Below are 19,155 nucleotides of genomic sequence, written 5' to 3' on the forward strand. Positions count from 1 at the left end.
GAAGTGCTGTCAGCTGAGGGTTTTCGGGTCCCGCGACGCGTCGGCGGGGTGGGCGTCCCCGGCCTGCCGCCGCGGGTCGGCGTCGCCGCCGCCGACGGCGCGGGGGGCGCGTGCGGCGGTGTTGTCGTCGTCCGTGGTGTCGCCGCCCCGGGCGAAACGGTCGGGCCCACCGGCCCGGTCGGTCTCTTCCGCCCAGTCGGTCCCGTGGGGCCGGTCGGTCCCGTCGGCCTGGTCGATCCCGAAGCCGTTCTCCTTGCGGAAGGACTCGTAGATCTGGAGCAGCACCTGCTTCTGCCGCTCGTTGAGCGTCGGGTCGGCGAGGAGGGCGGCACGTGTCTCCACCTCGTCCCGGTCGCGCTCGGCGTCGAGGATGCCGGCCTGCACGTACAGCGTCTCGGCGGAGATGCGCAGGGCCTTGGCGACCTGCTGGAGCACCTCCGCGCTCGGCTTGCGCAGCCCGCGCTCGATCTGGCTCAGGTACGGATTGGACACCCCGGCCGCATCGGCGAGCTGCCGCAGCGACAGCTGGGCGTTACGCCGCTGCTCGCGCAGGTACTCACCGAGATTGCCGACGTTGAGCGATGCCATGGCTCCACCATGCAACACGACGCTAACTATTGCAAGCATCCGCTTGCAATAGTTACGCCATGCGAGTGACGGCGGGGGCAGGCACCGGGGGACACGGACCTCTGCCCCGGGTGAGTCCGGGCCCCTCTCGGAGAACTCCGGGCGAGCGGGCCCACGCCGGCGTCGGCCTGTCCCGGGTGGCGCGTTCCGACAGACCGGCGGCCGGCCCGGGGCCGTCCAACTGCCGTCCGGCGCACAACCATCGGCCGTATCCGCGCGTCTCGCAGATGAATCACATCCACGCGCAGGCGTTTCGACATCGCCGGCGCTTTGAGGAGGAACCGTGGGCATCCGCCGACCCGCCATATCGACCGCCGTGGCCGCGGCCCTGATCGGGTCGCTCGGCGTGCCGATCGTCGCGGGCACCGCATCCGCGCAGGACGGCGCGACCACCGTGCGCGAGGACTTCGACGGCGACGGCTACCAGGACGTCGCTGTCGCGGCCCCCGGCGCGACGGTCGGCGGCCACACCTGGGCCGGCTACATCACGATCAGCTACGGCTCACCGCGCGGCCCCGACCCCGCGCGCACCACCGTCATCAGCCAGGACACCCCCGGCGTGCCCGGCGCCGCCGGTGACAACCAGGTCTTCGGCTACGCGATGATCTCCCGCGACCTGGACGGCGACGGCCTGACCGACCTGGCCGCGGTCGCCCGCGATTACCGGCCGGAGGACAACGTCAGCGGTTCGGTGATCGTCCTGTGGGGCCGGGAGACCGGCATCTCCGGCGAGGGCTCCGTCCGCATCGGCGCACCGGCGGACGCCCAGGTCGGCGACGGCATCACCGCGGGCGACGTCGACGGCGACGGGCACACGGACCTGTTCATGCGCAACGGAGACGACTACGACTACCACGACGTGCTCTACGGCCCCTTCGGCCGCGACGGCGTCCCCGCCCGCGAGCAGCAGGTGCAGGTGTACAGCACCGACAACTCCATCAACTCCACCACCGCGGGCGACTTCAACGGCGACGGTATCGACGACTTCGCGACCTTCTACGTCTACGAGAACCACGCCGAGGGCGGCAAGCTGTGGCTCGGTTCCAAGACCGGCCTGTCCACGGTCCCGCAGCGGCTGAACTCCGCGTCCGCCACCGCCGTCGCCGACTTCGACCAGGACGGTTACGCCGACCTCGCCACCCGGATCTTCGCGAACGGCGACACCGAGGGCACCGAGGAGGACCCGGGCACCGTCAAGATCTACTACGGCTCGCCGTCCGGCATCAGCCAGACCCGTGTGCAGACGATCACGCAGGACACGCTGGGCGTGCCGGGGGCAAGCGAGAAGGGCGACCAGTTCGGCGGGCAGCTGAACGCGGGCGACGTGAACGGCGACGGATACCCCGACCTGGCCGTCGGCGTCCCCGGCGAGGCGATCGGCTCGCTGGCGAAAGCCGGCGCCGTGGTGCTGCTCAAGGGCGGCACGAGCGGTCTCACCGGCAAGGGCGCGCAGGCGTTCCACCAGGACACGACGGAAGTGTCGGGTGTCGCGGAGGCCGGTGACGTGTTCGGCGGGTCGGTGCGACTGCTCGACATGACGGGTGAGGGCAGGGCGGACCTGGTCGCGGGTGCGCCGGGTGAGGATCTGGGCACCGTCGTGAACGGCGGCGCGGTGTGGTTCCTGCGCGGCGTCCTCTCCGGTCTGACGGCCACGGAGTCGGCCACGGACAACCCGGTGGAGATGGGGGCACCGGCGGACAAGGCGCTGTTCGGTGAGAACCTGAGCGGCGGCAACGGGCCCGGAACGGTCATCCCGTAGAGCCCTCGTCACGATCATGAGCGGGCGTGGCACCGTCCCCCGGCGACGCGCCGACGATCCCCGGGCACCGTCCGCTCAGCCAGTGACACCGGCGCCGCGGACGACGGGGAGCGGACAATCCGAAGCATGCGACCCGAACACTGGCACCTCACCGAAGAGGTCGACGATGTCCTCACCCGGGCCGGGGGCTTCCTGCGCTCTCGTCCCGGGCGGCACGTCATGCAGCTGACCTGGGCCGGGAGGGTGCGGGCGCGCGGGACGGGGGCGTTCGGCACAGAAGCCCCCGTCTTCGGTGTGCTGGAGGAGGCGGGTGAGGTGCGCGCCACCTTCTGCCGCCTCCCGCCCCGCGGTCTCGGCCTCTCCCCGCTCACACCCGGGCAGGCCGACTCCCTCCCCGCCCGCCTGGCCGCCCTCGGGGAGCGCTCGACGCACAGGGTGCACAGTGTGCACCCTGTGCTACCTAGAGGGCAGCGTGCGCGGTGGGCACAGAGCATGGGGCTGTGATCTATGAATGGCAGCGAGTCGCGACCGACCTGGAGCGCCGAATCCGCGGCGGTGACATCCCGCCGGGCGGACGGCTGGAAAACGAACGTGATCTTGCCGACGCGCACGGCGTGAGCGCGGGGACGGTTCGGCGCGCCGTCCGTGAGCTGCGGGACCGGGGCCTGGTCGAAACACTGCCGGGAAAGGGGTCGTACGTGGTCGAGGCGCTGCCGCCGGACGCCACCCCTGCAGTGGGCTCGTGATCGAGGGCCCCCGCGCCGCGTGACCTCGGGTCGGTGAGGTGATCAGTAGGCGCGTCGCAGACGACAGCCACCCCGGCCGCCCCCTCGCCGGCCGGCGCCCGCGTCAGCCATGTGGTCGAACCTCGGCGGCCCGCTGCCGCGTGCCCGCCCGTTCGGCCGGGACAGGCCGCACGATGGGCGTATGCCAGAACTGATGGTCATCGGGGAGTTCGCCGCCCTCAGCCGGCTCAGCCACAAGGCACTGCGTCTCTACGCGGACAAGGGGCTGCTGGAGCCCGCTCACGTAGATCCCGACACCCATGTACGCCACTACCTCCCGAGCCAGTTGCGGCAGGCGCGGCTGATCACCCTGCTGCGGGCCGTCGGCATGCCGCTGGGGCTCATCGGGACCGTCCTGCTGGCCGAGGGCGAGCGCGCCGCCGAACTGGTCGGCGACTACTGGCGGACCCACGACCGCGACCACCGGGTCCGCCGGCCGCTCGTGACGCAGGTCCAGGACGTACTGCGGGGGCGGACGACGGACACGTACCTGATCGAGGAGCGGGAGACCGGGGAGCAGCGGGTCGTCTTCGTGGAGGGCCATGTGACGGCGGAGGGCCTGCCGGGGTTCCTCGACGCGGCCACCGAGGAGTTGTTCGGTCATCTGCGCGCGGGCGGCGGCGCTCCGTCCGGGCCGGTGTTCGCCGTGTACCACGGGCTCGTCGACGAGGACGGCGACGGACCGGTCCAGGTGTGCGTGCCGACGGAGGGTCCCGTCGAGCCCGGCGGGCGCGTCGGGCTGCGGGTGGAGCCGGCGCACCGGCAGGCGTACACCGAACTGCGGAAGGGGCAGGGCGCGTACGCCACCGTGGCGGGCGCCCTCGACGCGGTCGCCGCGTGGCTGCACGGGCGCGGCCTGCGCCCCAGCGCGTCCGCGCGCGAGATCTACTACCCGGACCGGTCTCCCGGCGGGCGCGGACCCGGGCGCGGACTCAGACTCCACGAGCACGTCATGGACGTCGCCGTGCCCTTCGCGACCGCCGTGTGAGCCACCCGCCGTCCCGGCTCCACCCTGCTCCCTGCTCCCTGCTCTCGGCCCTGGTCCCTGGTCCCTGCTCCCGGTCCCTGCTCCCTGTTGGTCCCTGCTCCCTGTTTCCCTGCCCTCCCCGCCGCGTGCCCCCGCCGTCAGGCCTTCAGGTCTTCAGCCGTTGGGACGCCGGGCCTTCAGGCCGTCAGGACGCCAGGCCTTCAGGCCGTCTGCCGTCGTACCGTCTGCCGTCGTACCGTCTGCCGTCATGCCGTCTGCCGTCTGCCGTCATGGGAACGGCAGCGGACGCGCGTGCACCACGTCCAGGCGGGACACCGCCCGTGTCAGTGCCACGTACAGGCGGTGCGGGCCGCGTTGCTCCGCCTCGGCGATCGCGGCGGGTTCCACGGCGACGACGTGGTCGTACTCCAGGCCCTTGACCAGCGTCGCGGGCACCAGGGTCACGCGGGCGGCGAGGTCGTCCGGGCCCGCCACGGGGACGCCCGCCGCGTCCAGGGCACGGCGCAGGCGGGGGATGTCGCGGTCGGCGGCGACGACTCCGACGGAGCCCTCGCGGGTGAGGGCGGCGCGTACGGCGGTGACGACCGTGCCCGGGACGGCGTCGGGCGTGGCCGGGCGCAGGTTCAGCTCGCCGTCGCCGCGCAGGGAGCGGGCCTGCGGGACGTCGACGTCCAGCCGGGCGAGGAGGCGGTTGGTGAGCGCGACGACCGCGCGCGGTACGCGGAAGCCGATGGTCAGCGGCAGGATCGCCGCGTCCGGTTTGCCCAGGTGGGCCATGGTCGTCGGCCAGGAGCGCGTCGCCCACGGGGTGGTGCCCTGCGCCAGGTCGCCGAGGACGGTCAGCGAGCCGAACGCGGAGCGGCGCGCGACGGCCCGGCACTCCATGGGCGACAGGTCCTGCGCCTCGTCCACGACGACGTGCCCGTAACTCCCGGGGTGTTCGATCAGGCCCGCGACCTCGTCGAGGAGCACCAGGTCGGAGGCCGACCAGCGCGCCGACTTCCACGACCTCGGCGGCCTCGCCCACAGCAGCGCCTTCTGCTCGTCCGCGTCCAGCAGCCCCTCGGCGGCCACCGCCAGCTGCGCCGGGTCGGTGAGCAGCCCGGCCACCACCTCCTCCGGGCGCACGCGCGGCCAGACGGCGTCGACGTAGGCGCTGACCGGCCGGGCCCGTTCGACCCGCCGCACCCAGGCCGCGCCGAGCGTCCCGCTGCGCCGCTCGGCCCGGTCCCGCAGGGCACGCACGATCCGGGTCCGCACCCGCTCCCGCCCGACGGCGTACGGCGGCTCCTCGGCCAGTACGTCGGCCACGATCGCCGCCAGCTCGCGGCCCGGGACGCGCCAGCGGTACGCGCCGTCCGGCACGGCGAAGGACTCGGCGAGGGACTCGGCGCGGTCGGCGCGCACGCGCGCGTACAGGGCGCGCCGCAGCACCTGCGCCGTCCTGGCGTCGTGCTTGACGACGGCCGCCCGTTCGTCGTCGGTGCCGGTGACCGGGTGCAGCGCGATCTCCTCGGTGAGCGTGGACTGCCGCACGCCGGTCTCGCCGAGGGCGGGGAGCACTTCGGAGATGTACGACAGGAACGTGCGGTTGGGTCCGAGGATGAGCAGGCCGCCGCGGCGGATGCGCTGGGGGTGGGTGTAGAGGAGGTAGGCGGCCCGGTGCAGGCCGACGGCCGTCTTGCCGGTGCCGGGGGCGCCCTGCACGCACACCGACAGGCCGAGGTCACCGCGTACGAGGTCGTCCTGCTCGGGCTGGATCGTCGCGGCGATGTCGCGCATGGGGCCGACGCGGGGGCGTTCGATCTCGCGCGCGAGCAGTTCACTGGCCCGCGACTCGCCCGCCGTCAGGTGCTCGTCCTCCAGGCCGGTGAGGTCGGTGTTGGCGCCGCGGCTGCCGGGGGCCCAGCCGAACCGGCGGCGGACGGCGACGCCCTGCGGGTCGCGGGCGCTCGCCTGGTAGAAGGCGCGGGAGACGGGTGCGCGCCAGTCGACGACGAGGGGTGGGGCGGCGAGCTCCTCGGTGATCCGCAGGCGGCCGATGTGCAGGGCGCGCCCGGCGTCGTACTGCGCGGTGCCCGGGGCGAAGTCCAGGCGCCCGAAGAACAGCGGGCCTTCGGGCAACTCGCGCATGGCCTTGGCGCGGCTGCGCAGGCCGTAGCCGAGGACTTCGGCGTCGGCGCCGGAGGCGGAGACGTCCTCGCCGGTGACGACCTGTTCCTGTGCGCCGTCGACCATGGCGGACAGGGCGGCGCGGCACCGGTCGTGATGGGCGCGTTCCCGGGCGAGGGTGCGGTGGAGGGCGGGGTCGGTCGAGGTCATGCCAGGGACGGTACCGGAAAATGTGACCGAGTTACATTTCTTACTCGGGAAGGTTCTTTCCTCCGCCGGGCCCTCCCCTTGCCGTACGGCTACGCGAGGTGCGGCAGCCCCGCCTCCAGCCTCCCGAACGCCCGCTCCGCCGCCGCCACGGCGTCCGCCCCTACGTGGGCCAGGGGCTCCCCCGCCGCGATCCGCCGCCAGTTCTCCAGGGCGAGGATCCGCTGGACGGCGGCGATCTGCCCGGCCGCCAGCCGTGCGTCCAGATCGCCGCCGAGAGCGTCGGCCAGCGCGGCCTCCGAACGCTCCTGGTACCGGTGGACACGGGCCGCCAGGGCCGGGGTGCCGTAGAGCAGCGTGTGGAAGGCGAGTACCTCCGGGTGGTCGTTGAGCCCGGTGACCGGGTCGCGGCGCTCCAGCCCGGCCAGGAAATGCCGCCGCAGAGCGCCGAGCGGCGTCGGCCCCTCGGCCGCGACCCGCGCCGCCTCCCGCTCGTGATCGGCGATCCGGTACAGGACGAGGTCCTCCTTGGCCGGGAAGTACCGGAACAGGGTCGGCTTGGAGATCTCGGCCGCGGCGGCGACCTCCGCGACGGACACCGCGTCGAAGCCCTTCTCCAGGAAGAGCCGTACGGCGATGTCCGACACGACTTCGTACATCCGCCGCTTCTTGCGCTCACGCAGCCCGATCTCAGCCATACGCCGAGCCTACGCAGCGCGGCGGATGCCGGTTCGCCGCGCCGGAGCCCACCGGTGCGGATCACGGATGCGGATCACGGGTGCGGATCACGGATGCGGATCACGGATGCGGATCACGGATGCGGATCACCACGTGCGCGGCGACGGGTCGCGCCACGCACCGGTGGCGGGACTCAGAACAGGTCCGGGCACCACGGACGGCGGGACGTACGCAGCAGGGCGTCCGCCGTCCGGGCGGCGCCCGCTCGTTCCTCCCGCACCCGGCCGAGCGCCGCGAGCCGCACCGCCGACTCGTCACCCAGCCACAGGGCCGCCAGGTCGCCGAGGTCCAGGGTCAGGTCGGGGGCCGCGGTGGTGCGTGCGCAGGACGCCCCGTCCCGCCCGGCCTCCAGGCGGTAGCGTCCGCCGGCCGTGCCGGCCCGGACGCCGCCCATCCCGCCGTCCCCGTCCGCCCAGGCGTCCACGACCTCCAGGACCAGCGCGCCCTCACCCTCGTACGTCCGTGCCTCCAGCGCCCGTACGACGTCCAGGATCCGCACCCACAGCCAGTCCGCCTGCGTGGTGATCCTCGCCGCGCGCGGGTCGGGGAAGAGCAGGGGCAGCAGGTCGTCGGGGGCCCGCCAGCCGCTCTTCACGCTCGTGATCCAGTCGATCGAGCACAGGTAGTGCCACAGGGCGCGCTCGGCGGCAGGCGTCACACCGATCAGCCAGTCCACCGTGGCCGTGTTCAGCGGCTGCTTGCCGTCGCCCCACGTGTCGTCCGCCCCGTACGACACCATGCCCTCGACCGTGCCGTCCGCCGCCCGGTACACGGCGTAGAAGGGCTCGGTCCACGACGGGCCGAAGCGGACGGCACCGGTCTGCGTCCGCCACCACAGGCCGTCCCGGCTCACGGCGCCCGGCTGCGCCCGCAGCAGCCGCTCGTGCAGTTCCGGGCCGAGCCTGCGCACCTCCTCGCCGTCCGCCAGGTCGACACGGCCACCGTCGTCCGGTCCCGGCCGGCGCGGGTCGAGGCCGGTCCGGGGCACGTCGACCGTCCACTCGGCCGTCCAGGTGGCGGCGCCGAAGCCGTACCGTCCGTAGATCGGGTACTCGGCGGCGATCAGCGTCGCGACGACGTCCCCGCGGTCCCGCGCGGCGGCCAGATCGTGCGCCATCATGCGGCTCAGCAGGCCGCGGCGGCGGTGGGTGGGGCTGACGGTGACGTTCGAGACGGCGTCGGCCGGGACGGGCGCGCCGCCGACCGAGGTGAGTTCCTGCGCGAAGGAGCGGAGCGTCCCTACGCAGCGGCCCCGGTCGAAGGCGCCGAGCAGCCGCCCCGGCACCCACTGCTCGGCCCGGGCGGCCAGCTCCTCCCTGCCGACCACGGGTTCCCGCAGGAACCCGGTCTTCAGGGCGCGGAGCCAGTCGGCGAGTTCGTCCTCATCGATGGGGCGTACGTCGATGGCGGCGCTGCGGGTCATGCGGCCCACGGTAGGTCGGCCCGGCCGGGGTGTCGCGGCATTTTCCTGCCGCCCACGCCCGATTCCCGCCCGCGCCCGGTGCCCCTCCGGCGCCGGACTCCCCCGTCACACCAGCAGGTCGTCCACCTGGGCCTCGCCGTCCCGGTAGCGGCGGGCGATCTCCGCGCTGCAGTCGTCCGTCGTACGCTGCACGAGCCGCCGGCGGCGGGAGACCTGCTGCTCGTAGCGCACCAGGCGGCCCATGGCGGCGCGCAGTTCCGGGTCGGTGCGGGCGCCCAGATCCGACAGCTCGATCTCGCCGAGCATCTCGGCGGCCAGCAACCGGTACTCCTCGCTGTGCGGCGTCCCCACGGTCACGTGCCGCGCGGAGGAGCGGTGCAGGGCGGGCCCGTCGGCCAGGATCTCCGGGAGCCGGTCGACGACGGACGCCTCGGGCGGGGCCTCGACGGCCGTGTCCGCCGGGCAGCGGCGCGCCAGCTCCGCCCGCAGGATGTCGATGCGCCCCTGGAGCAGCCGCCTTACGTAGCTGAGGTCGGCCTCGTCGCGCTGCGCGTCACGGCGCACGGTGCGCAACTCGGGCATCCTCAGCACCCTCAGATCGGGCTCCCGGGACCGCGCCCCGTTCGGCGGAACCGGCGGAACCGGCTGACGCGGCGGACCCGGCCGGCCCGGCTGACCCTGCTCGCTCGGTGGGCTCGGCGGAGGACCGCCGGGCAGTCGTGGGCTGTCGGTGCGCTGCGCGGGTGCCCGGAAGCCCTCCAGGGTCCCGTCTCCCGCGTAGGTCGACGGAACAGCGCCCAGGGGCTGCTCCGTACTCGGTGTGCTCATGTGCTCTACCGTCCCCTCGACCGGCGTGTGGCAGCATCGTGCCATCCCAACTCGCCGCAATGTGAATGAGTGCTCCCGATCAGCCCCAGATGGCCGGGTACGGTAGAAAAATCCCACCGGTAAGGGTCACCCGGAGCACACCGTGCGGCCCGCCCCGCACGGCCCGGCATGATGGGCGTATGCGTGCGGTGGTGCAGAGGGTGGACGGCGCGAGCGTCGTCGTGGACGGCGAGACGGTCGGGGAGATCGACGGCGAGGGGCTGTGCGTCCTGGTCGGTGTCACCCACGACGACACCGAGGAGAAGGCGGCGCAGCTCGCCCGCAAGCTGTGGTCGATCCGCATGCTGGACGGCGAGAAGTCGTGCAGCGACATCGGCGCCCCGCTGCTGGTGATCAGCCAGTTCACGCTGTACGGCGACGCCCGCAAGGGCCGCCGCCCCACCTGGAACGCGGCGGCCCCCGGCGAGGTCGCCGAGCCGCTGGTGGACGAGGTGGTGGCACGGCTGCGCGCGCTGGGCGCGATGGTGGCGACGGGCCGGTTCGGCGCGACGATGCGGGTGTCGCTGACGAACGACGGCCCGTTCACCGTCCTGCTGGAGATCTAGGGACGAGGATGGTCAGGGCTCCACCACGACCTCCTGGGCGGCCGCCGTCGTGTCGGCGAGGAGCCGGGCGTCCACGGGGACGTTCCGCTTGACCAGGGCGAGGGCGACGGGGCCCAGCTCGTGGTGCCGGGCGGACGTGGTGATGAAACCGATCTTGCGGCCGTCGGGCCCGTCGTCCGCGAGCCGGATCTCCGCGCCGGGACCGGGCAGGTGGACCTCGCTGCCGTCCAGGTGCAGGAAGACCAGCCGGCGCGGCGGCTTGCCCAGGTTGTGGACGCGGGCGACGGTCTCCTGGCCCCGGTAGCAGCCCTTCTGCAGATGCACCGCCGAGCCGATCCAGCCCAGCTCGTGCGGGATGGTGCGGTGGTCGGTCTCGAAGCCGAGGCGCGGCCGGTGCTGTTCGACGCGCAGCGCCTCGTAGGCCAGGAGCCCGGCCGCCGGGCCGGCCTTCGCCGCGTACGGCTCCAGGTCCGCGCGCGGGAGGAACAGATCACGGCCATACGCCGTCTCCCGGACGACGACGCCCCCGGGGATCTCGGCGATCGAGCCGGCGGGCAGGTGCACGACCCCGTAGTCGGCGGTCCGGTCGGCGACCTCGACCCGGTAGAAGAACTTCATCGACTCCAGGTACGCGATCAGCGCCTCCTGGGTGCCGGGCTCGACGTGCGCCCAGACTGTCGCGCCGTCGTCGACGAGGTACAGGGCGTGCTCGATGTGGCCGTTGGCGGAGAGGATCAGCGCCTCCGTGGCCTGCCCCACCGGGAGCTCGCTGACGTGCTGGGTGAGCAGCAGGTGCAGCCAGCTCAGCCGGTCGTCCCCGGTGACGGTGACGACACCGCGGTGGGAGAGGTCGACGAAGCCGGTGCCGTCGGCGAGGGCGCGCTGCTCGCGGAACAGGTCGCCGTAGTGGGCGGCGACGCCTTCGTCCACACCTTCGCCGGGGACGGCACCGGGCAGGGTCAGCAGAGGGCTCTTCATATGCCTAGCCTACGACCCGGTAGTCGAGCTTTTCCGGGAGCAGTCGCTGCATTGGCCGAAGATCGCGAAGTGCTTCATGTCCGTGTCGAAGCCGAAGGTCTCCCGCAGCTTGGCGGTGAACTCGGCGGCCACCTCCAGGTCGGCCTCGATCACGTTCGTGCAGTCGCGGCAGACGAGGTGGAGGTGGTGGTGCCGGTCGGCCAGGTGGTACGTCGGGGCGCCGTGCCCGAGGTGGGCGTGGCTGACCAGGCCCAGTTCCTCCAGGAGCTCCAAAGTCCGGTACACCGTGGAAATGTTGACCCCCGACGCCGTCTTCCTCACTTCCACGAGGATGTCGTCGGGGGTCGCGTGCTCAAGGGTGTCCACGGCTTCGAGGACGAGTTGGCGCTGCGGCGTCAGCCGGTAGCCGCGCTGCCTGAGGTCGCTCTTCCAGTCGGTGCTCACCACACCGTCGAGTCTAGGCCCAGCCGGAGGAGCCTCACTCGAATGCGGCCGACCCGGGCTCGACCGGCAAAATCCCGTTCAGCAGAGCGTCGGCGAGGGCTTCGCGGTACAGGCGCGTCGTGCGGGCGATCTCCGTGTGGGCCCGGATCTTGTCGTCGAGGGCGGCGAGCGTGGCGCCGATCCGCGCCTGCTCGGTCGCGGGCGGCAGCAGGACGGGCAGCTCGCCGAGCGCGCGGATGCTCAGTGAGGGGATGACCGCGCCTGCCGTTCGCGTCTTGATCCAGTTTTGTGCGGCAGTGGCGCTCAGACAAGCGGCGAGAAACGCGGCGTCGGCCGGCCCCCCCTCGGGCAGCCTGAGCCGTACCAGGTTGGGATGGAACAGCCACCCGGCGTGTTCCGGGGTGACCAGTGCGCAGCGGCCCACGGTGCCGGTCCGGGTCAGGAGGATGTCTCCTTCCGCCAATTCGTGCTTGACGAGCGTCCGCGCGTATTCCCAGGCGACCGCTGGCACCGCCGTGGGGTCCTCGGAGTAGATCCGTCCTCCACGCAGATCACCGGGCAGTACGACCGGGACCCCGCCGCCCGCCTGGGTGCGGCCCTTGTCCTCGGGACGTTGGCGCGGCCCGCCCTGTATCGAGGGACACAGGTCCCGCAGGAGGCATTGCGACCAACCGGGTGGCACGAACTCTTCGGCCGTCGTCACAGTCCGTACCTCCTGAGCAGGCGGGTCGCTTCGGCGTCGGACGCCTCCGCCCGTGCGTGCAGGGTCTCGATTCTCTCGGCCAACCACGCCAGCCGTTCCCGGGTTTCGGCCGGGCCGACAGCACCGGCCGCCGAAGCCTGGCGGGGCGGACGGACGTATCGTGCGGGATTCAGGCTGTGGCCCTGATCCCTGATGTCCTGCAGCGGCACGAGGCGGCTCAGGCCGGGGGTTCCCTCGAAGGAACCCCCGGCCGCGCGGGCCTCGTGCCAGGACACGTACTCCCCCACCAGCCGGGCAATGGCGTCATCGGTCAGGGTCCACTGGGTCCGGGTGAGCCGGTGTCCGAGGTCCTCCCCCGCCACGAGCAGCACCCCAGGGCCTTTCGGCTTTCCCGCATCCGGTGGCCGCAAAAACCAGATCTGTGTCCTGACGGCGGTGAGAGTGAACAGTCCGGCGGGCAGCGCGATCACACAGTCCACCGCCCCAGCCTCGACCAGCCCGGCCCGCACCGCCTCGGCGGCACCGGAGTTGAAAGAGGCCCCGGCCGGCAGCAGCACGGCGGCCCGGCCTTCGGGAGCGAGTCGCGAGACGACGTACTGCAGCCAGTCGAACTCGCTCCGCTGAGCGGGGCCATAGGTCCAGTACGGCGGCGGGTCGACGTTCTCCAGGCGGCGGCCGAAGGGCGGGTTGGTCAGCAGCACGTCGAAGGTGCCTGGAGGGTCCGCGCAGGGGGTGAGTGCCGGAGTGAACGAACCTTCGTCAAGGCGCACATCCAGATCGTGGTGCACCCAGACGTTCATCTGCGCCACATGCCGTTCCAGGGCTTCGGGCACCCGGCCGCTGATCGACTGCGGAGCACCGCCGCCGAGTGCCGAGACCGCGTCCAGGTAGGTGACGAGCATCTCTCCGGTGCGGCCGTAGGGATCATGCACACGCGCGGCCCCGGGCTGTACGGCCGCCAGCGCGCCGGCCATGATGCGGCTCACAGAGGGGGGGGTGAAGAACGCGCCACCCTCACGCGCGTGCGCGGCCCGCCAGAGCACCAGTGCGTGGTCGAATGCAGCCCGGCCTTCCTGCGCCGAGCCGACGGGGATGCGGCCGAGATGCTGGGCAAGTTCGTCCAGAAGGCGGCGCGGAACATTGCGTTGGGACGGGTCGCGCTCACGCACCATTCTGCGGAAACCGTCCGAGATGCCCTTATGGGTGTCGTCGCGTTCCACGATCTGGTCGAGAACGAGGTACAGCAGCCACAAGAGGTAGCGGTCCAGCGGCATGGGTCCCCGCATCCGGTCCGACTCAGGCCCCGCGAGCCGCTCGACGGTCCGCAGAAACCCGCCGGGTGACCCTCCGGACAGCCCCGAACGGAACCGGTCGCCGTATGTCGTTCCCGCTGGTTCATCTGGGCGCCTGGCGTTCGCCGGGACGGTCCGCCGGGACAGCCAGACCAGCACCTCCTCGGCGCGGAACCGCTCGGTCTCCGCACGCGGGTCCACGGGCGGGGGGAAGTCCGCGTGCCGCCGCTCCCAGTTGGTGACGGCGGGGCGCCGTACTCCCGCGAGGCGCCCGATCTCGGACCGGGAGACGAGCACACCGGCGAACTCGGCGTCGGTCACAGCGCTTCCCTTCGTCAGAACCGCGGCGGTCTGGCGCCGCGCAGGACATCTCCCCGGTCGGCGAGCACGGCCGGGAACCGGTCCATGACCTGCGCCTCCTTGACCAGTTCGGGACTGAGGTAGCCGAGCACGCGGTAAATGGTGTCATGGTCGGCGGCGAGGTGTCGGTGGTGAACCGGCTCGTGGTGCATAACGCGGTTCCGCAGCAGGATCAGCGAGGTCAGCTTGCGGTGGAGGGCGTCGCGACGTCCACCGTAATGCGGAAACGCCGAGTGCAGAACGGGCACCCAGAACTGCCGGTCGTAGCCGGAGGCAAGCAGTGAGACCCAGAAGCCGAAGGTCAGTTCTGCCACCATGTCGTCCGGCGTCGTGCGCCGCAGACGGCGGGCGCAGGAGCGTTGGGCGTTGCTCACCAGCTCGAGTCCTCGCTCGTTCAGAGGCGCGACCGTCCACCAGTCCGGTCTGGCGTGGTGCCGCACGAGTACACCGTGCAGAGCGTTGCGCAGAGCAAGCTCCAGGCAGTGCAGGGGGCCGAACAGCGCGGCCGACACTTCAACGTTCCACCAGTACAGCCGTTCTGCGGCCTGGGCGTTACCGTGAGCGGCTCGGATGTAACGCCGCAGACGGGGCAAGGACAGGTCCCGCAGCATCCATTCGGGCAGGCGATTGGTCATAATTCTCCCCGGTATATCCCTGGATGCACCGTGCTACAGTCATTGATGAATGTTCCGGGCTCGCCTCTGCATCGCACGCCACCCGGGACACAGCCCCCGGAGCCCCGGTCGCAGGCAAAGTGCGACCGGGGCTCCGCGCGTTTACGAAGCCTCCATGCTCGCTCTCGAAGACATCTCCACTGTAGCCACGCACCACCCTCGACTGCAACCGCAGTGCTATGCAGACGGTTTTGTTAACCCCCCAGAAGCGAAAGACAAATCCCCCATGCACTACGGCATGGGGGACGGGAAAGAGCGCCTGCCTCGGCGGCCGGGCACCACCGGCTCTGCGGCCTACTTGAAGAAGGCGATGCCGTCGTCCGGCATGTCGTCGGGGAGGGCCTTCGCCCAGCGCTCGACGTCCTCCGGGGTGACGACCTTCTTCAGGTGCGCCGACATGTAGGGGCGCAGCTCGACCTCGGGGGTCTGCTTCTCGCCGACCCACATCAGGTCGCTCTTGACGTAGCCGTACAGCCGCTTGCCGCCGGTGTACGGCCGGGAGGCGCCGGTGCGGGCCACCGCGTCCGTCACCAGGTCGATCTGCGGCTTCTTGTCGGCCAGTTCGCCGTACCAGACCTCGACCACGCCGTCGTCGCGGACCATGGTGACCTCGACCTTGCGGTCGGCGTCGATCCGCCAGTAGCCGTGCTCGGACTCCAGCGGCCTCACCTTGTTGCCGTCGCCGTCGAGGACCCAGGTGTGCGAGACGTACTCCAGGAAGTCCCGGCCGTCGTGCGAGAAGGAGACCTCCTGCCCGAAGTTGCACTTCTCGGCGCCGGGGAAGTCGTGGACGCCCGCGCCCGCCCAGTCACCGAGCAGGAAGGCGAGCGGGACGAGGCCCTTGTGGAGGTCGGACGGGATCTCGATCATGAGCTGCTTTTCGTCGGGTACGTCGGGTATGTCAGGTGTGTGGTGTGTGGGTGCGACTGGGGTCAGCGCTGGCCCTGGTACAGCTTCTTCACGGTCAGGCCGGCGAAGGCGAGGACGCCGACGGCGACCAGGACCAGCAGGATTTCGAAGAAGAGTTCCACGGGGTGCTCCTCGGTGAGCGGCGGGTTCGGTACAGGGCCGGGCCCCAGCTTACGCGGCCGGGACCCGGCCGGACCCACGGCCCCGCGAGGGCTGCGGGGTACCGGATCACGCTTCGGCCTACGATGCGGACATGGCGAAAAAGCTCGTGATCAAGGTGACCGCCGGGGCCGACGCGCCCGAGCGCTGCTCCCAGGCGTTCACCGTCGCGGCCGTGGCCGTGGCCAGTGGCGTGAGTGTCTCCCTGTGGCTGACGGGCGAGTCCGCCTGGTTCGCGCTGCCGGGACGCGCCGCGCAGTTCGAGCTGCCGCACGCCGCGCCGCTGCCCGACCTGCTCGACTCGCTGCTCGCGGGCGGCCGGGTCACGCTGTGCACGCAGTGCGCGGCCCGCCGGGACATCACGGAGCAGGACGTGCTCCCGGGCGTACGGATCGCGGGGGCGCAGCTCTTCGTGCAGGAGGCGATGGCGGACGACACCCGGGCCCTGGTCTACTGACTCCCGGGGCGCGCTCCTCACCTGCGGCGCTTGCCGTCCAGTTCGTCCCACCACTCGTCGGACTTCGGATCGCCGGACGGATCGTCCCACCAGCGGTCGTCGGGGCCGCGCCGGTTGGCGACGACGGCGGCGAGCGGCGGGATGACCATGGCCACCAGGCACATGCCGACGGCCACCGGGACCGACCAGAGGCGTACCACGGCCCACGCCAGGACGAAGAGCGTGAGGCACGTCCCCATCATGGCGAAGTACACGTGGCGCCGACGCGCGTACATGTGTCCAGCGTAGACGCGCACGCCGGGCACACCGGAGGGCCGCGCCCGGGGCTCCCGGGCGCGGCCCTCCGCACGGCTGAGCGCCGGTCAGACCGCGATGGCGACCTCGGCCAGGCCGCCCTGCCGGGCGACGACCGTGCGGTCGGCGGTGGTGCCCGGCACGAGGGCCCGGACGGTCCAGGTGCCCTCGGCCGCGTAGAAGCGGAACTGCCCGGTCGCCGAGGTGGGCACCTCGGCGGTGAACTCACCGGTCGAGTCCAGCAGACGCACGTAGCCCACCACGGGCTCGCCGTCCCTGGTCACCTGACCCTGGATCGTGGTCTCGCCGGGCTTGATCGTCGAGGCGTCCGGGCCGCCGGCCTTCGCACCGCACATGTCTTACTCCTGAAGGGGTCTGGAACGGTCGGTCGGGAGAGGTCGGGAGGGGCTACTTGTTGGCGCCGAGCTCGATCGGCACGCCGACGAGGGAGCCGTACTCGGTCCAGGAGCCGTCGTAGTTCTTGACGTTCTCCACGCCCAGCAGCTCGTGCAGCACGAACCAGGTCAGGGCGGAGCGCTCACCGATGCGGCAGTAGGCGATGGTGTCCTTGGCCAGGTCCACCTGCTCCTCGGCGTAGAGCTCCTTGAGCTCGTCGTCCGACTTGAAGGTGCCGTCGTCGTTGGCGTTCTTCGACCACGGGATGTTGCGGGCGCTGGGGACGTGGCCCGGGCGCTGCGACTGCTCCTGCGGCAGGTGGGCCGGGGCGAGCAGCTTGCCGGAGAACTCGTCGGGCGACCGCACGTCGACCAGGTTCTGCGAGCCGATCGCCGTGACGACGTCGTCGCGGAAGGCGCGGATGGAGGTGTCCTGCGGCTTGGCCCTGTACTCGGTCTTCGCGCGCTCGGGCACCTCGTCGCCGGCGACGAGGTCGCGGGCGTCCAGCTCCCACTTCTTGCGGCCGCCGTCGAGGAGCTTGACGCTCTGGTGGCCGTAGAGCTTGAAGTACCAGTAGGCGTAAGAGGCGAACCAGTTGTTGTTGCCGCCGTAGAGGATCACCGTGTGGTCGTTGGCGATGCCCTTCTCCGACAGGAGCTTCTCGAAGCCCGCCTGGTCGATGAAGTCGCGGCGGACCGGGTCCTGGAGGTCCTGCGTCCAGTCGATGCGGACCGCGTTCCTGATGTGGTTCTTGTCGTACGCGGACGTGTCCTCGTCGACCTCCACGATGACGATGGTCGGGTCGTCCAGGTGCTCCTGGACCCAGTCGGCATCGACCAGGACGTCGCTGCGGCTCATGCGTTTCTCCTCCGGGCGGTTTGCGGCGGGGCGTGCGTGTGGAGAGGTGCCCGCTCGGGCGTCGGGCGGGGAGCGGCGCACGGATGCCCTTGACCAGGGCGGGGGACGCGGAAGGCGGAGCTTCCGGGCCGAAAGGTCAGAAGGGGCGACAGAGCATGGCGGCAACGCGGCACAGGTCCACTGCCCGCCGCTTCGTGAGGTCCGCCTGTCGCTTCATGTACTCGATCGTAAGGACGGTGGGGCGGGCGTGTCACCGTGGTGTCGCATTCTGAGACGCATCCGACCGAATGCCGGGACGTAGGGGCTCCAGAGCCTGTCCGCGCACGGCCCCGGACGCGGGCGCGGCACGCGTCACAGCTGAGGGGCGGACGGGACTGTCTCGCGTACCGGACACCCGAGGTCAGGGGCGGGGGAGGCCGGCAACGGGAAGGCCGAGGGGCGGAGATCTCCGGGCCGCCGCCGTCCGGCCCGACGGCCGGTCCCCCGGGTCCCCCGGGCCGCCGCCACCGTCCGGCCCACCGGTCTGTGCGGCGCCTCCATCCGTACGGCCCGCTACCCGGCCAGTCGGACGTGCGAGCCCTTCACCGAGATCTCCACGCCGTCCTTCGCCGCCTGGACCTTGTCGAGGTCGATGCCGCCGGGCAGGTCCTCGATGCGCTGGGCGAAGTCCGTTATCGCGCGGACCCGGGACTCGGGGAGCTCGACGCTGCCGATCTTCGGCAGGGCGTCGGCGTCCACGCGGACCGTGTCGCCCTCGACCTTGACGGAGCTGAGCACGTAGACCGGATCGGGGAGCCTGGCGCCGAACACCGTGGCCTCCACCTCGACCCTGATCTTGCCGTGGCCACCGTCGGACAGCCCCACGACCTTGGCCGTGACACCTGGCGCGACCTGCGTCGGCTCGGACTTGGCGGTCTTCATCAGCTCGTCGTAGGTGATGGTCGCCGTGCCGGTCGCGGAGGAGGCCGTCGCGGCGCTGTAGTCGCCGGAGAACTCGACGCCCTTCATGTGGGCGGTGAGATCGTCGATGCGGACCTTGTCGCCGCCACCGCCGGTGGTGGCCTCGTACGTGTCGATGCCGACCTCCACGTCGTCCAGCTCGCCGCCGGCGAGCTGGGTGAGGAACGGGAAACCGTTGATGGACACGTCCGGGGTGTCGGCGAGGTTCTCGGTGGACTTCAGCCTGTCGCCCACCTCGCCCTCGGCGAGGGTCACCGCGACCCGGTCGACGATCACGAACAGCACGCCGAGAACGACGACGACGATCAGCAGTATTCGCAGTGCGCGCATGTGGTGTCCCCCACCTAGGCCGGTCCGGCGTTCATCGACGACGGGTGGTCGTAACGGCCGGCGGCCGTCGGGCACCGAGCGTAACCCTGCCGGAGTGCGGGGCAGGGGATTTGTCGACCACCTGTGACAGGCCGCCGAGGCGGTGCCTCCCCCTGCCCCCAGCGGCCCTCTAGCTGTTCTGTCCCGGGAGGTTGTGGACGGTGACAGGGCTCACGGCTGACCGATCTTGAAATGGGTGAGGGCCTTCTGGCCTGGTGTGGATTGCGACA

General features: G+C 71.8%; 22 protein-coding genes. 6 read left to right on the plus strand and 16 right to left on the minus strand.

The genetic code is table 11. The annotated features are described in order from the left end of the window. Nucleotides 1-9: 9 nt before the first annotated feature. Nucleotides 10-588, minus strand: a complete 579-nt coding sequence (locus tag ABZ354_RS26735) for a helix-turn-helix transcriptional regulator (RefSeq protein WP_358660926.1) — start codon at nucleotides 586-588, stop codon at nucleotides 10-12. A gap of 322 nt (nucleotides 589-910) precedes the next feature. Here ABZ354_RS26735 and ABZ354_RS26740 point away from each other — a divergent pair, with 322 nt between their 5' ends. The 4 genes from ABZ354_RS26740 (at nucleotide 911) to ABZ354_RS26755 (ending at nucleotide 4,159) form a co-directional block, all read left to right on the plus strand. Continuing rightward, nucleotides 911-2,386 (plus strand): FG-GAP and VCBS repeat-containing protein, encoded by a 1,476-nt coding sequence (locus ABZ354_RS26740; protein ID WP_358660928.1) that lies wholly within the window; start codon nucleotides 911-913, stop codon nucleotides 2,384-2,386. Between the two features lie 126 nt (nucleotides 2,387-2,512). Beyond that, nucleotides 2,513-2,890, plus strand: a complete 378-nt coding sequence (locus tag ABZ354_RS26745) for a hypothetical protein (protein WP_358660930.1) — start codon at nucleotides 2,513-2,515, stop codon at nucleotides 2,888-2,890. Then, nucleotides 2,887-3,132, plus strand: a complete 246-nt coding sequence (locus ABZ354_RS26750; protein WP_358660932.1) for a winged helix-turn-helix domain-containing protein — start codon at nucleotides 2,887-2,889, stop codon at nucleotides 3,130-3,132. The genes ABZ354_RS26745 and ABZ354_RS26750 overlap by 4 nt, the downstream gene beginning before the upstream one ends. A 181-nt stretch (nucleotides 3,133-3,313) precedes the next feature. Then, nucleotides 3,314-4,159 (plus strand): MerR family transcriptional regulator, encoded by an 846-nt coding sequence (locus tag ABZ354_RS26755; protein WP_358660934.1) that lies wholly within the window; start codon nucleotides 3,314-3,316, stop codon nucleotides 4,157-4,159. Between the two features lie 267 nt (nucleotides 4,160-4,426). Here ABZ354_RS26755 and ABZ354_RS26760 read toward each other — a convergent pair whose 3' ends face one another. From ABZ354_RS26760 to ABZ354_RS26775, 4 genes are all read right to left on the minus strand, one after another. Next, nucleotides 4,427-6,481 carry an AAA family ATPase gene (locus tag ABZ354_RS26760; protein ID WP_358660935.1) on the minus strand — a complete coding sequence of 685 codons (2,055 nt, stop codon included), beginning with the start codon at nucleotides 6,479-6,481 and terminating at the stop codon, nucleotides 4,427-4,429. An 89-nt stretch (nucleotides 6,482-6,570) separates the two neighbouring features. Next, nucleotides 6,571-7,176 carry a TetR family transcriptional regulator gene (locus ABZ354_RS26765; protein WP_358660937.1) on the minus strand — a complete coding sequence of 202 codons (606 nt, stop codon included), beginning with the start codon at nucleotides 7,174-7,176 and terminating at the stop codon, nucleotides 6,571-6,573. Between the two features lie 173 nt (nucleotides 7,177-7,349). Continuing rightward, nucleotides 7,350-8,639, minus strand: coding sequence for a GNAT family N-acetyltransferase (locus ABZ354_RS26770; RefSeq protein ID WP_358660939.1), 1,290 nt, complete (start codon nucleotides 8,637-8,639; stop codon nucleotides 7,350-7,352). 105 nt (nucleotides 8,640-8,744) lie between these two features. Continuing rightward, a complete protein-coding gene (locus tag ABZ354_RS26775; protein ID WP_358660941.1) occupies nucleotides 8,745-9,467 on the minus strand; it encodes an aerial mycelium formation protein in 723 nt (240 codons plus the stop codon). Nucleotides 9,468-9,646: 179 nt separating this feature from the next. Between ABZ354_RS26775 and dtd the strand changes: the two genes are divergently transcribed. After that, nucleotides 9,647-10,072: a D-aminoacyl-tRNA deacylase gene (dtd, locus tag ABZ354_RS26780; protein ID WP_358660943.1), complete on the plus strand. Its 426-nt coding sequence runs from the start codon at nucleotides 9,647-9,649 to the stop codon at nucleotides 10,070-10,072. 12 nt (nucleotides 10,073-10,084) lie between these two features. Here dtd and ABZ354_RS26785 read toward each other — a convergent pair whose 3' ends face one another. The 6 genes from ABZ354_RS26785 to ABZ354_RS26810 all read right to left on the minus strand — a co-directional run bounded on the left by ABZ354_RS26785 (nucleotide 10,085) and on the right by ABZ354_RS26810 (nucleotide 15,393). Continuing rightward, entirely contained in the window at nucleotides 10,085-11,050 is a 966-nt protein-coding gene (locus ABZ354_RS26785; RefSeq protein WP_358660945.1) for a folate-binding protein, read from the minus strand. Nucleotides 11,051-11,059: 9 nt separating this feature from the next. Further along, complete coding sequence (locus ABZ354_RS26790; protein ID WP_358660947.1) at nucleotides 11,060-11,497, minus strand: transcriptional repressor; 438 nt, start codon at nucleotides 11,495-11,497, stop codon at nucleotides 11,060-11,062. Between the two features lie 31 nt (nucleotides 11,498-11,528). Beyond that, nucleotides 11,529-12,197, minus strand: coding sequence for a restriction endonuclease subunit S (locus tag ABZ354_RS26795; RefSeq protein ID WP_358660949.1), 669 nt, complete (start codon nucleotides 12,195-12,197; stop codon nucleotides 11,529-11,531). Beyond that, entirely contained in the window at nucleotides 12,194-13,471 is a 1,278-nt protein-coding gene (locus tag ABZ354_RS26800; protein WP_358660951.1) for an N-6 DNA methylase, read from the minus strand. Before ABZ354_RS26800 ends, ABZ354_RS26795 begins: the two co-directional genes overlap by 4 nt. Nucleotides 13,472-13,824: 353 nt before the next feature. Further along, the gene (locus ABZ354_RS26805) at nucleotides 13,825-14,484 is read right to left on the minus strand and encodes a hypothetical protein (RefSeq protein ID WP_358660953.1); all 660 of its coding nucleotides are present in this window, start codon (nucleotides 14,482-14,484) and stop codon (nucleotides 13,825-13,827) included. Between the two features lie 333 nt (nucleotides 14,485-14,817). Next, a complete protein-coding gene (locus ABZ354_RS26810; RefSeq protein WP_358660955.1) occupies nucleotides 14,818-15,393 on the minus strand; it encodes an FABP family protein in 576 nt (191 codons plus the stop codon). A gap of 292 nt (nucleotides 15,394-15,685) precedes the next feature. Here ABZ354_RS26810 and ABZ354_RS26815 point away from each other — a divergent pair, with 292 nt between their 5' ends. After that, nucleotides 15,686-16,048 carry a DsrE family protein gene (locus ABZ354_RS26815; protein WP_358660957.1) on the plus strand — a complete coding sequence of 121 codons (363 nt, stop codon included), beginning with the start codon at nucleotides 15,686-15,688 and terminating at the stop codon, nucleotides 16,046-16,048. 17 nt (nucleotides 16,049-16,065) lie between these two features. Here ABZ354_RS26815 and ABZ354_RS26820 read toward each other — a convergent pair whose 3' ends face one another. The 5 genes from ABZ354_RS26820 to ABZ354_RS26840 form a co-directional block, all read right to left on the minus strand. Next, on the minus strand, nucleotides 16,066-16,323 hold the full coding sequence (locus ABZ354_RS26820) for a DUF3099 domain-containing protein (protein WP_358660959.1): 258 nt from the start codon (nucleotides 16,321-16,323) through the stop codon (nucleotides 16,066-16,068). Between the two features lie 87 nt (nucleotides 16,324-16,410). Then, on the minus strand, nucleotides 16,411-16,698 hold the full coding sequence (locus tag ABZ354_RS26825; protein ID WP_358660961.1) for a DUF1416 domain-containing protein: 288 nt from the start codon (nucleotides 16,696-16,698) through the stop codon (nucleotides 16,411-16,413). A 52-nt stretch (nucleotides 16,699-16,750) separates the two neighbouring features. Beyond that, on the minus strand, nucleotides 16,751-17,596 hold the full coding sequence (locus ABZ354_RS26830) for a sulfurtransferase (RefSeq protein WP_358660962.1): 846 nt from the start codon (nucleotides 17,594-17,596) through the stop codon (nucleotides 16,751-16,753). A gap of 136 nt (nucleotides 17,597-17,732) precedes the next feature. Continuing rightward, entirely contained in the window at nucleotides 17,733-17,813 is an 81-nt protein-coding gene (locus tag ABZ354_RS26835) for an Ms5788A family Cys-rich leader peptide (protein ID WP_350751515.1), read from the minus strand. Nucleotides 17,814-18,148: 335 nt separating this feature from the next. Beyond that, nucleotides 18,149-18,886, minus strand: a complete 738-nt coding sequence (locus ABZ354_RS26840; RefSeq protein ID WP_358660964.1) for a DUF2993 domain-containing protein — start codon at nucleotides 18,884-18,886, stop codon at nucleotides 18,149-18,151. Nucleotides 18,887-19,155: the final 269 nt, after the last annotated feature.

The organism is Streptomyces sp. NPDC005925, from assembly GCF_040638805.1.
In the GTDB taxonomy this organism is placed as follows: Bacteria; Actinomycetota; Actinomycetes; order Streptomycetales; family Streptomycetaceae; genus Streptomyces.

Coding starts and splice junctions, on each gene's coding strand:
- ABZ354_RS26825 (WP_358660961.1), bottom strand. CDS start 16,698: ATGTGCGGTGCGAAGGCCGGCGGCCCGGACGCCTCGACGATCAAGCCC.
- ABZ354_RS26835 (WP_350751515.1), bottom strand. CDS start 17,813: ATGAAGCGACAGGCGGACCTCACGAAGCGGCGGGCAGTGGACCTGTGC.
- ABZ354_RS26785 (WP_358660945.1), bottom strand. CDS start 11,050: ATGAAGAGCCCTCTGCTGACCCTGCCCGGTGCCGTCCCCGGCGAAGGT.
- ABZ354_RS26775 (WP_358660941.1), bottom strand. CDS start 9,467: ATGAGCACACCGAGTACGGAGCAGCCCCTGGGCGCTGTTCCGTCGACC.
- ABZ354_RS26735 (WP_358660926.1), bottom strand. CDS start 588: ATGGCATCGCTCAACGTCGGCAATCTCGGTGAGTACCTGCGCGAGCAG.
- ABZ354_RS26815 (WP_358660957.1), top strand. CDS start 15,686: ATGGCGAAAAAGCTCGTGATCAAGGTGACCGCCGGGGCCGACGCGCCC.
- ABZ354_RS26765 (WP_358660937.1), bottom strand. CDS start 7,176: ATGGCTGAGATCGGGCTGCGTGAGCGCAAGAAGCGGCGGATGTACGAA.
- ABZ354_RS26745 (WP_358660930.1), top strand. CDS start 2,513: ATGCGACCCGAACACTGGCACCTCACCGAAGAGGTCGACGATGTCCTC.
- ABZ354_RS26820 (WP_358660959.1), bottom strand. CDS start 16,323: ATGTACGCGCGTCGGCGCCACGTGTACTTCGCCATGATGGGGACGTGC.
- dtd (WP_358660943.1), top strand. CDS start 9,647: ATGCGTGCGGTGGTGCAGAGGGTGGACGGCGCGAGCGTCGTCGTGGAC.
- ABZ354_RS26805 (WP_358660953.1), bottom strand. CDS start 14,484: ATGACCAATCGCCTGCCCGAATGGATGCTGCGGGACCTGTCCTTGCCC.
- ABZ354_RS26770 (WP_358660939.1), bottom strand. CDS start 8,639: ATGACCCGCAGCGCCGCCATCGACGTACGCCCCATCGATGAGGACGAA.
- ABZ354_RS26840 (WP_358660964.1), bottom strand. CDS start 18,886: ATGCGCGCACTGCGAATACTGCTGATCGTCGTCGTCGTTCTCGGCGTG.
- ABZ354_RS26755 (WP_358660934.1), top strand. CDS start 3,314: ATGCCAGAACTGATGGTCATCGGGGAGTTCGCCGCCCTCAGCCGGCTC.
- ABZ354_RS26830 (WP_358660962.1), bottom strand. CDS start 17,596: ATGAGCCGCAGCGACGTCCTGGTCGATGCCGACTGGGTCCAGGAGCAC.
- ABZ354_RS26760 (WP_358660935.1), bottom strand. CDS start 6,481: ATGACCTCGACCGACCCCGCCCTCCACCGCACCCTCGCCCGGGAACGC.
- ABZ354_RS26800 (WP_358660951.1), bottom strand. CDS start 13,471: ATGCCGCTGGACCGCTACCTCTTGTGGCTGCTGTACCTCGTTCTCGAC.
- ABZ354_RS26810 (WP_358660955.1), bottom strand. CDS start 15,393: ATGATCGAGATCCCGTCCGACCTCCACAAGGGCCTCGTCCCGCTCGCC.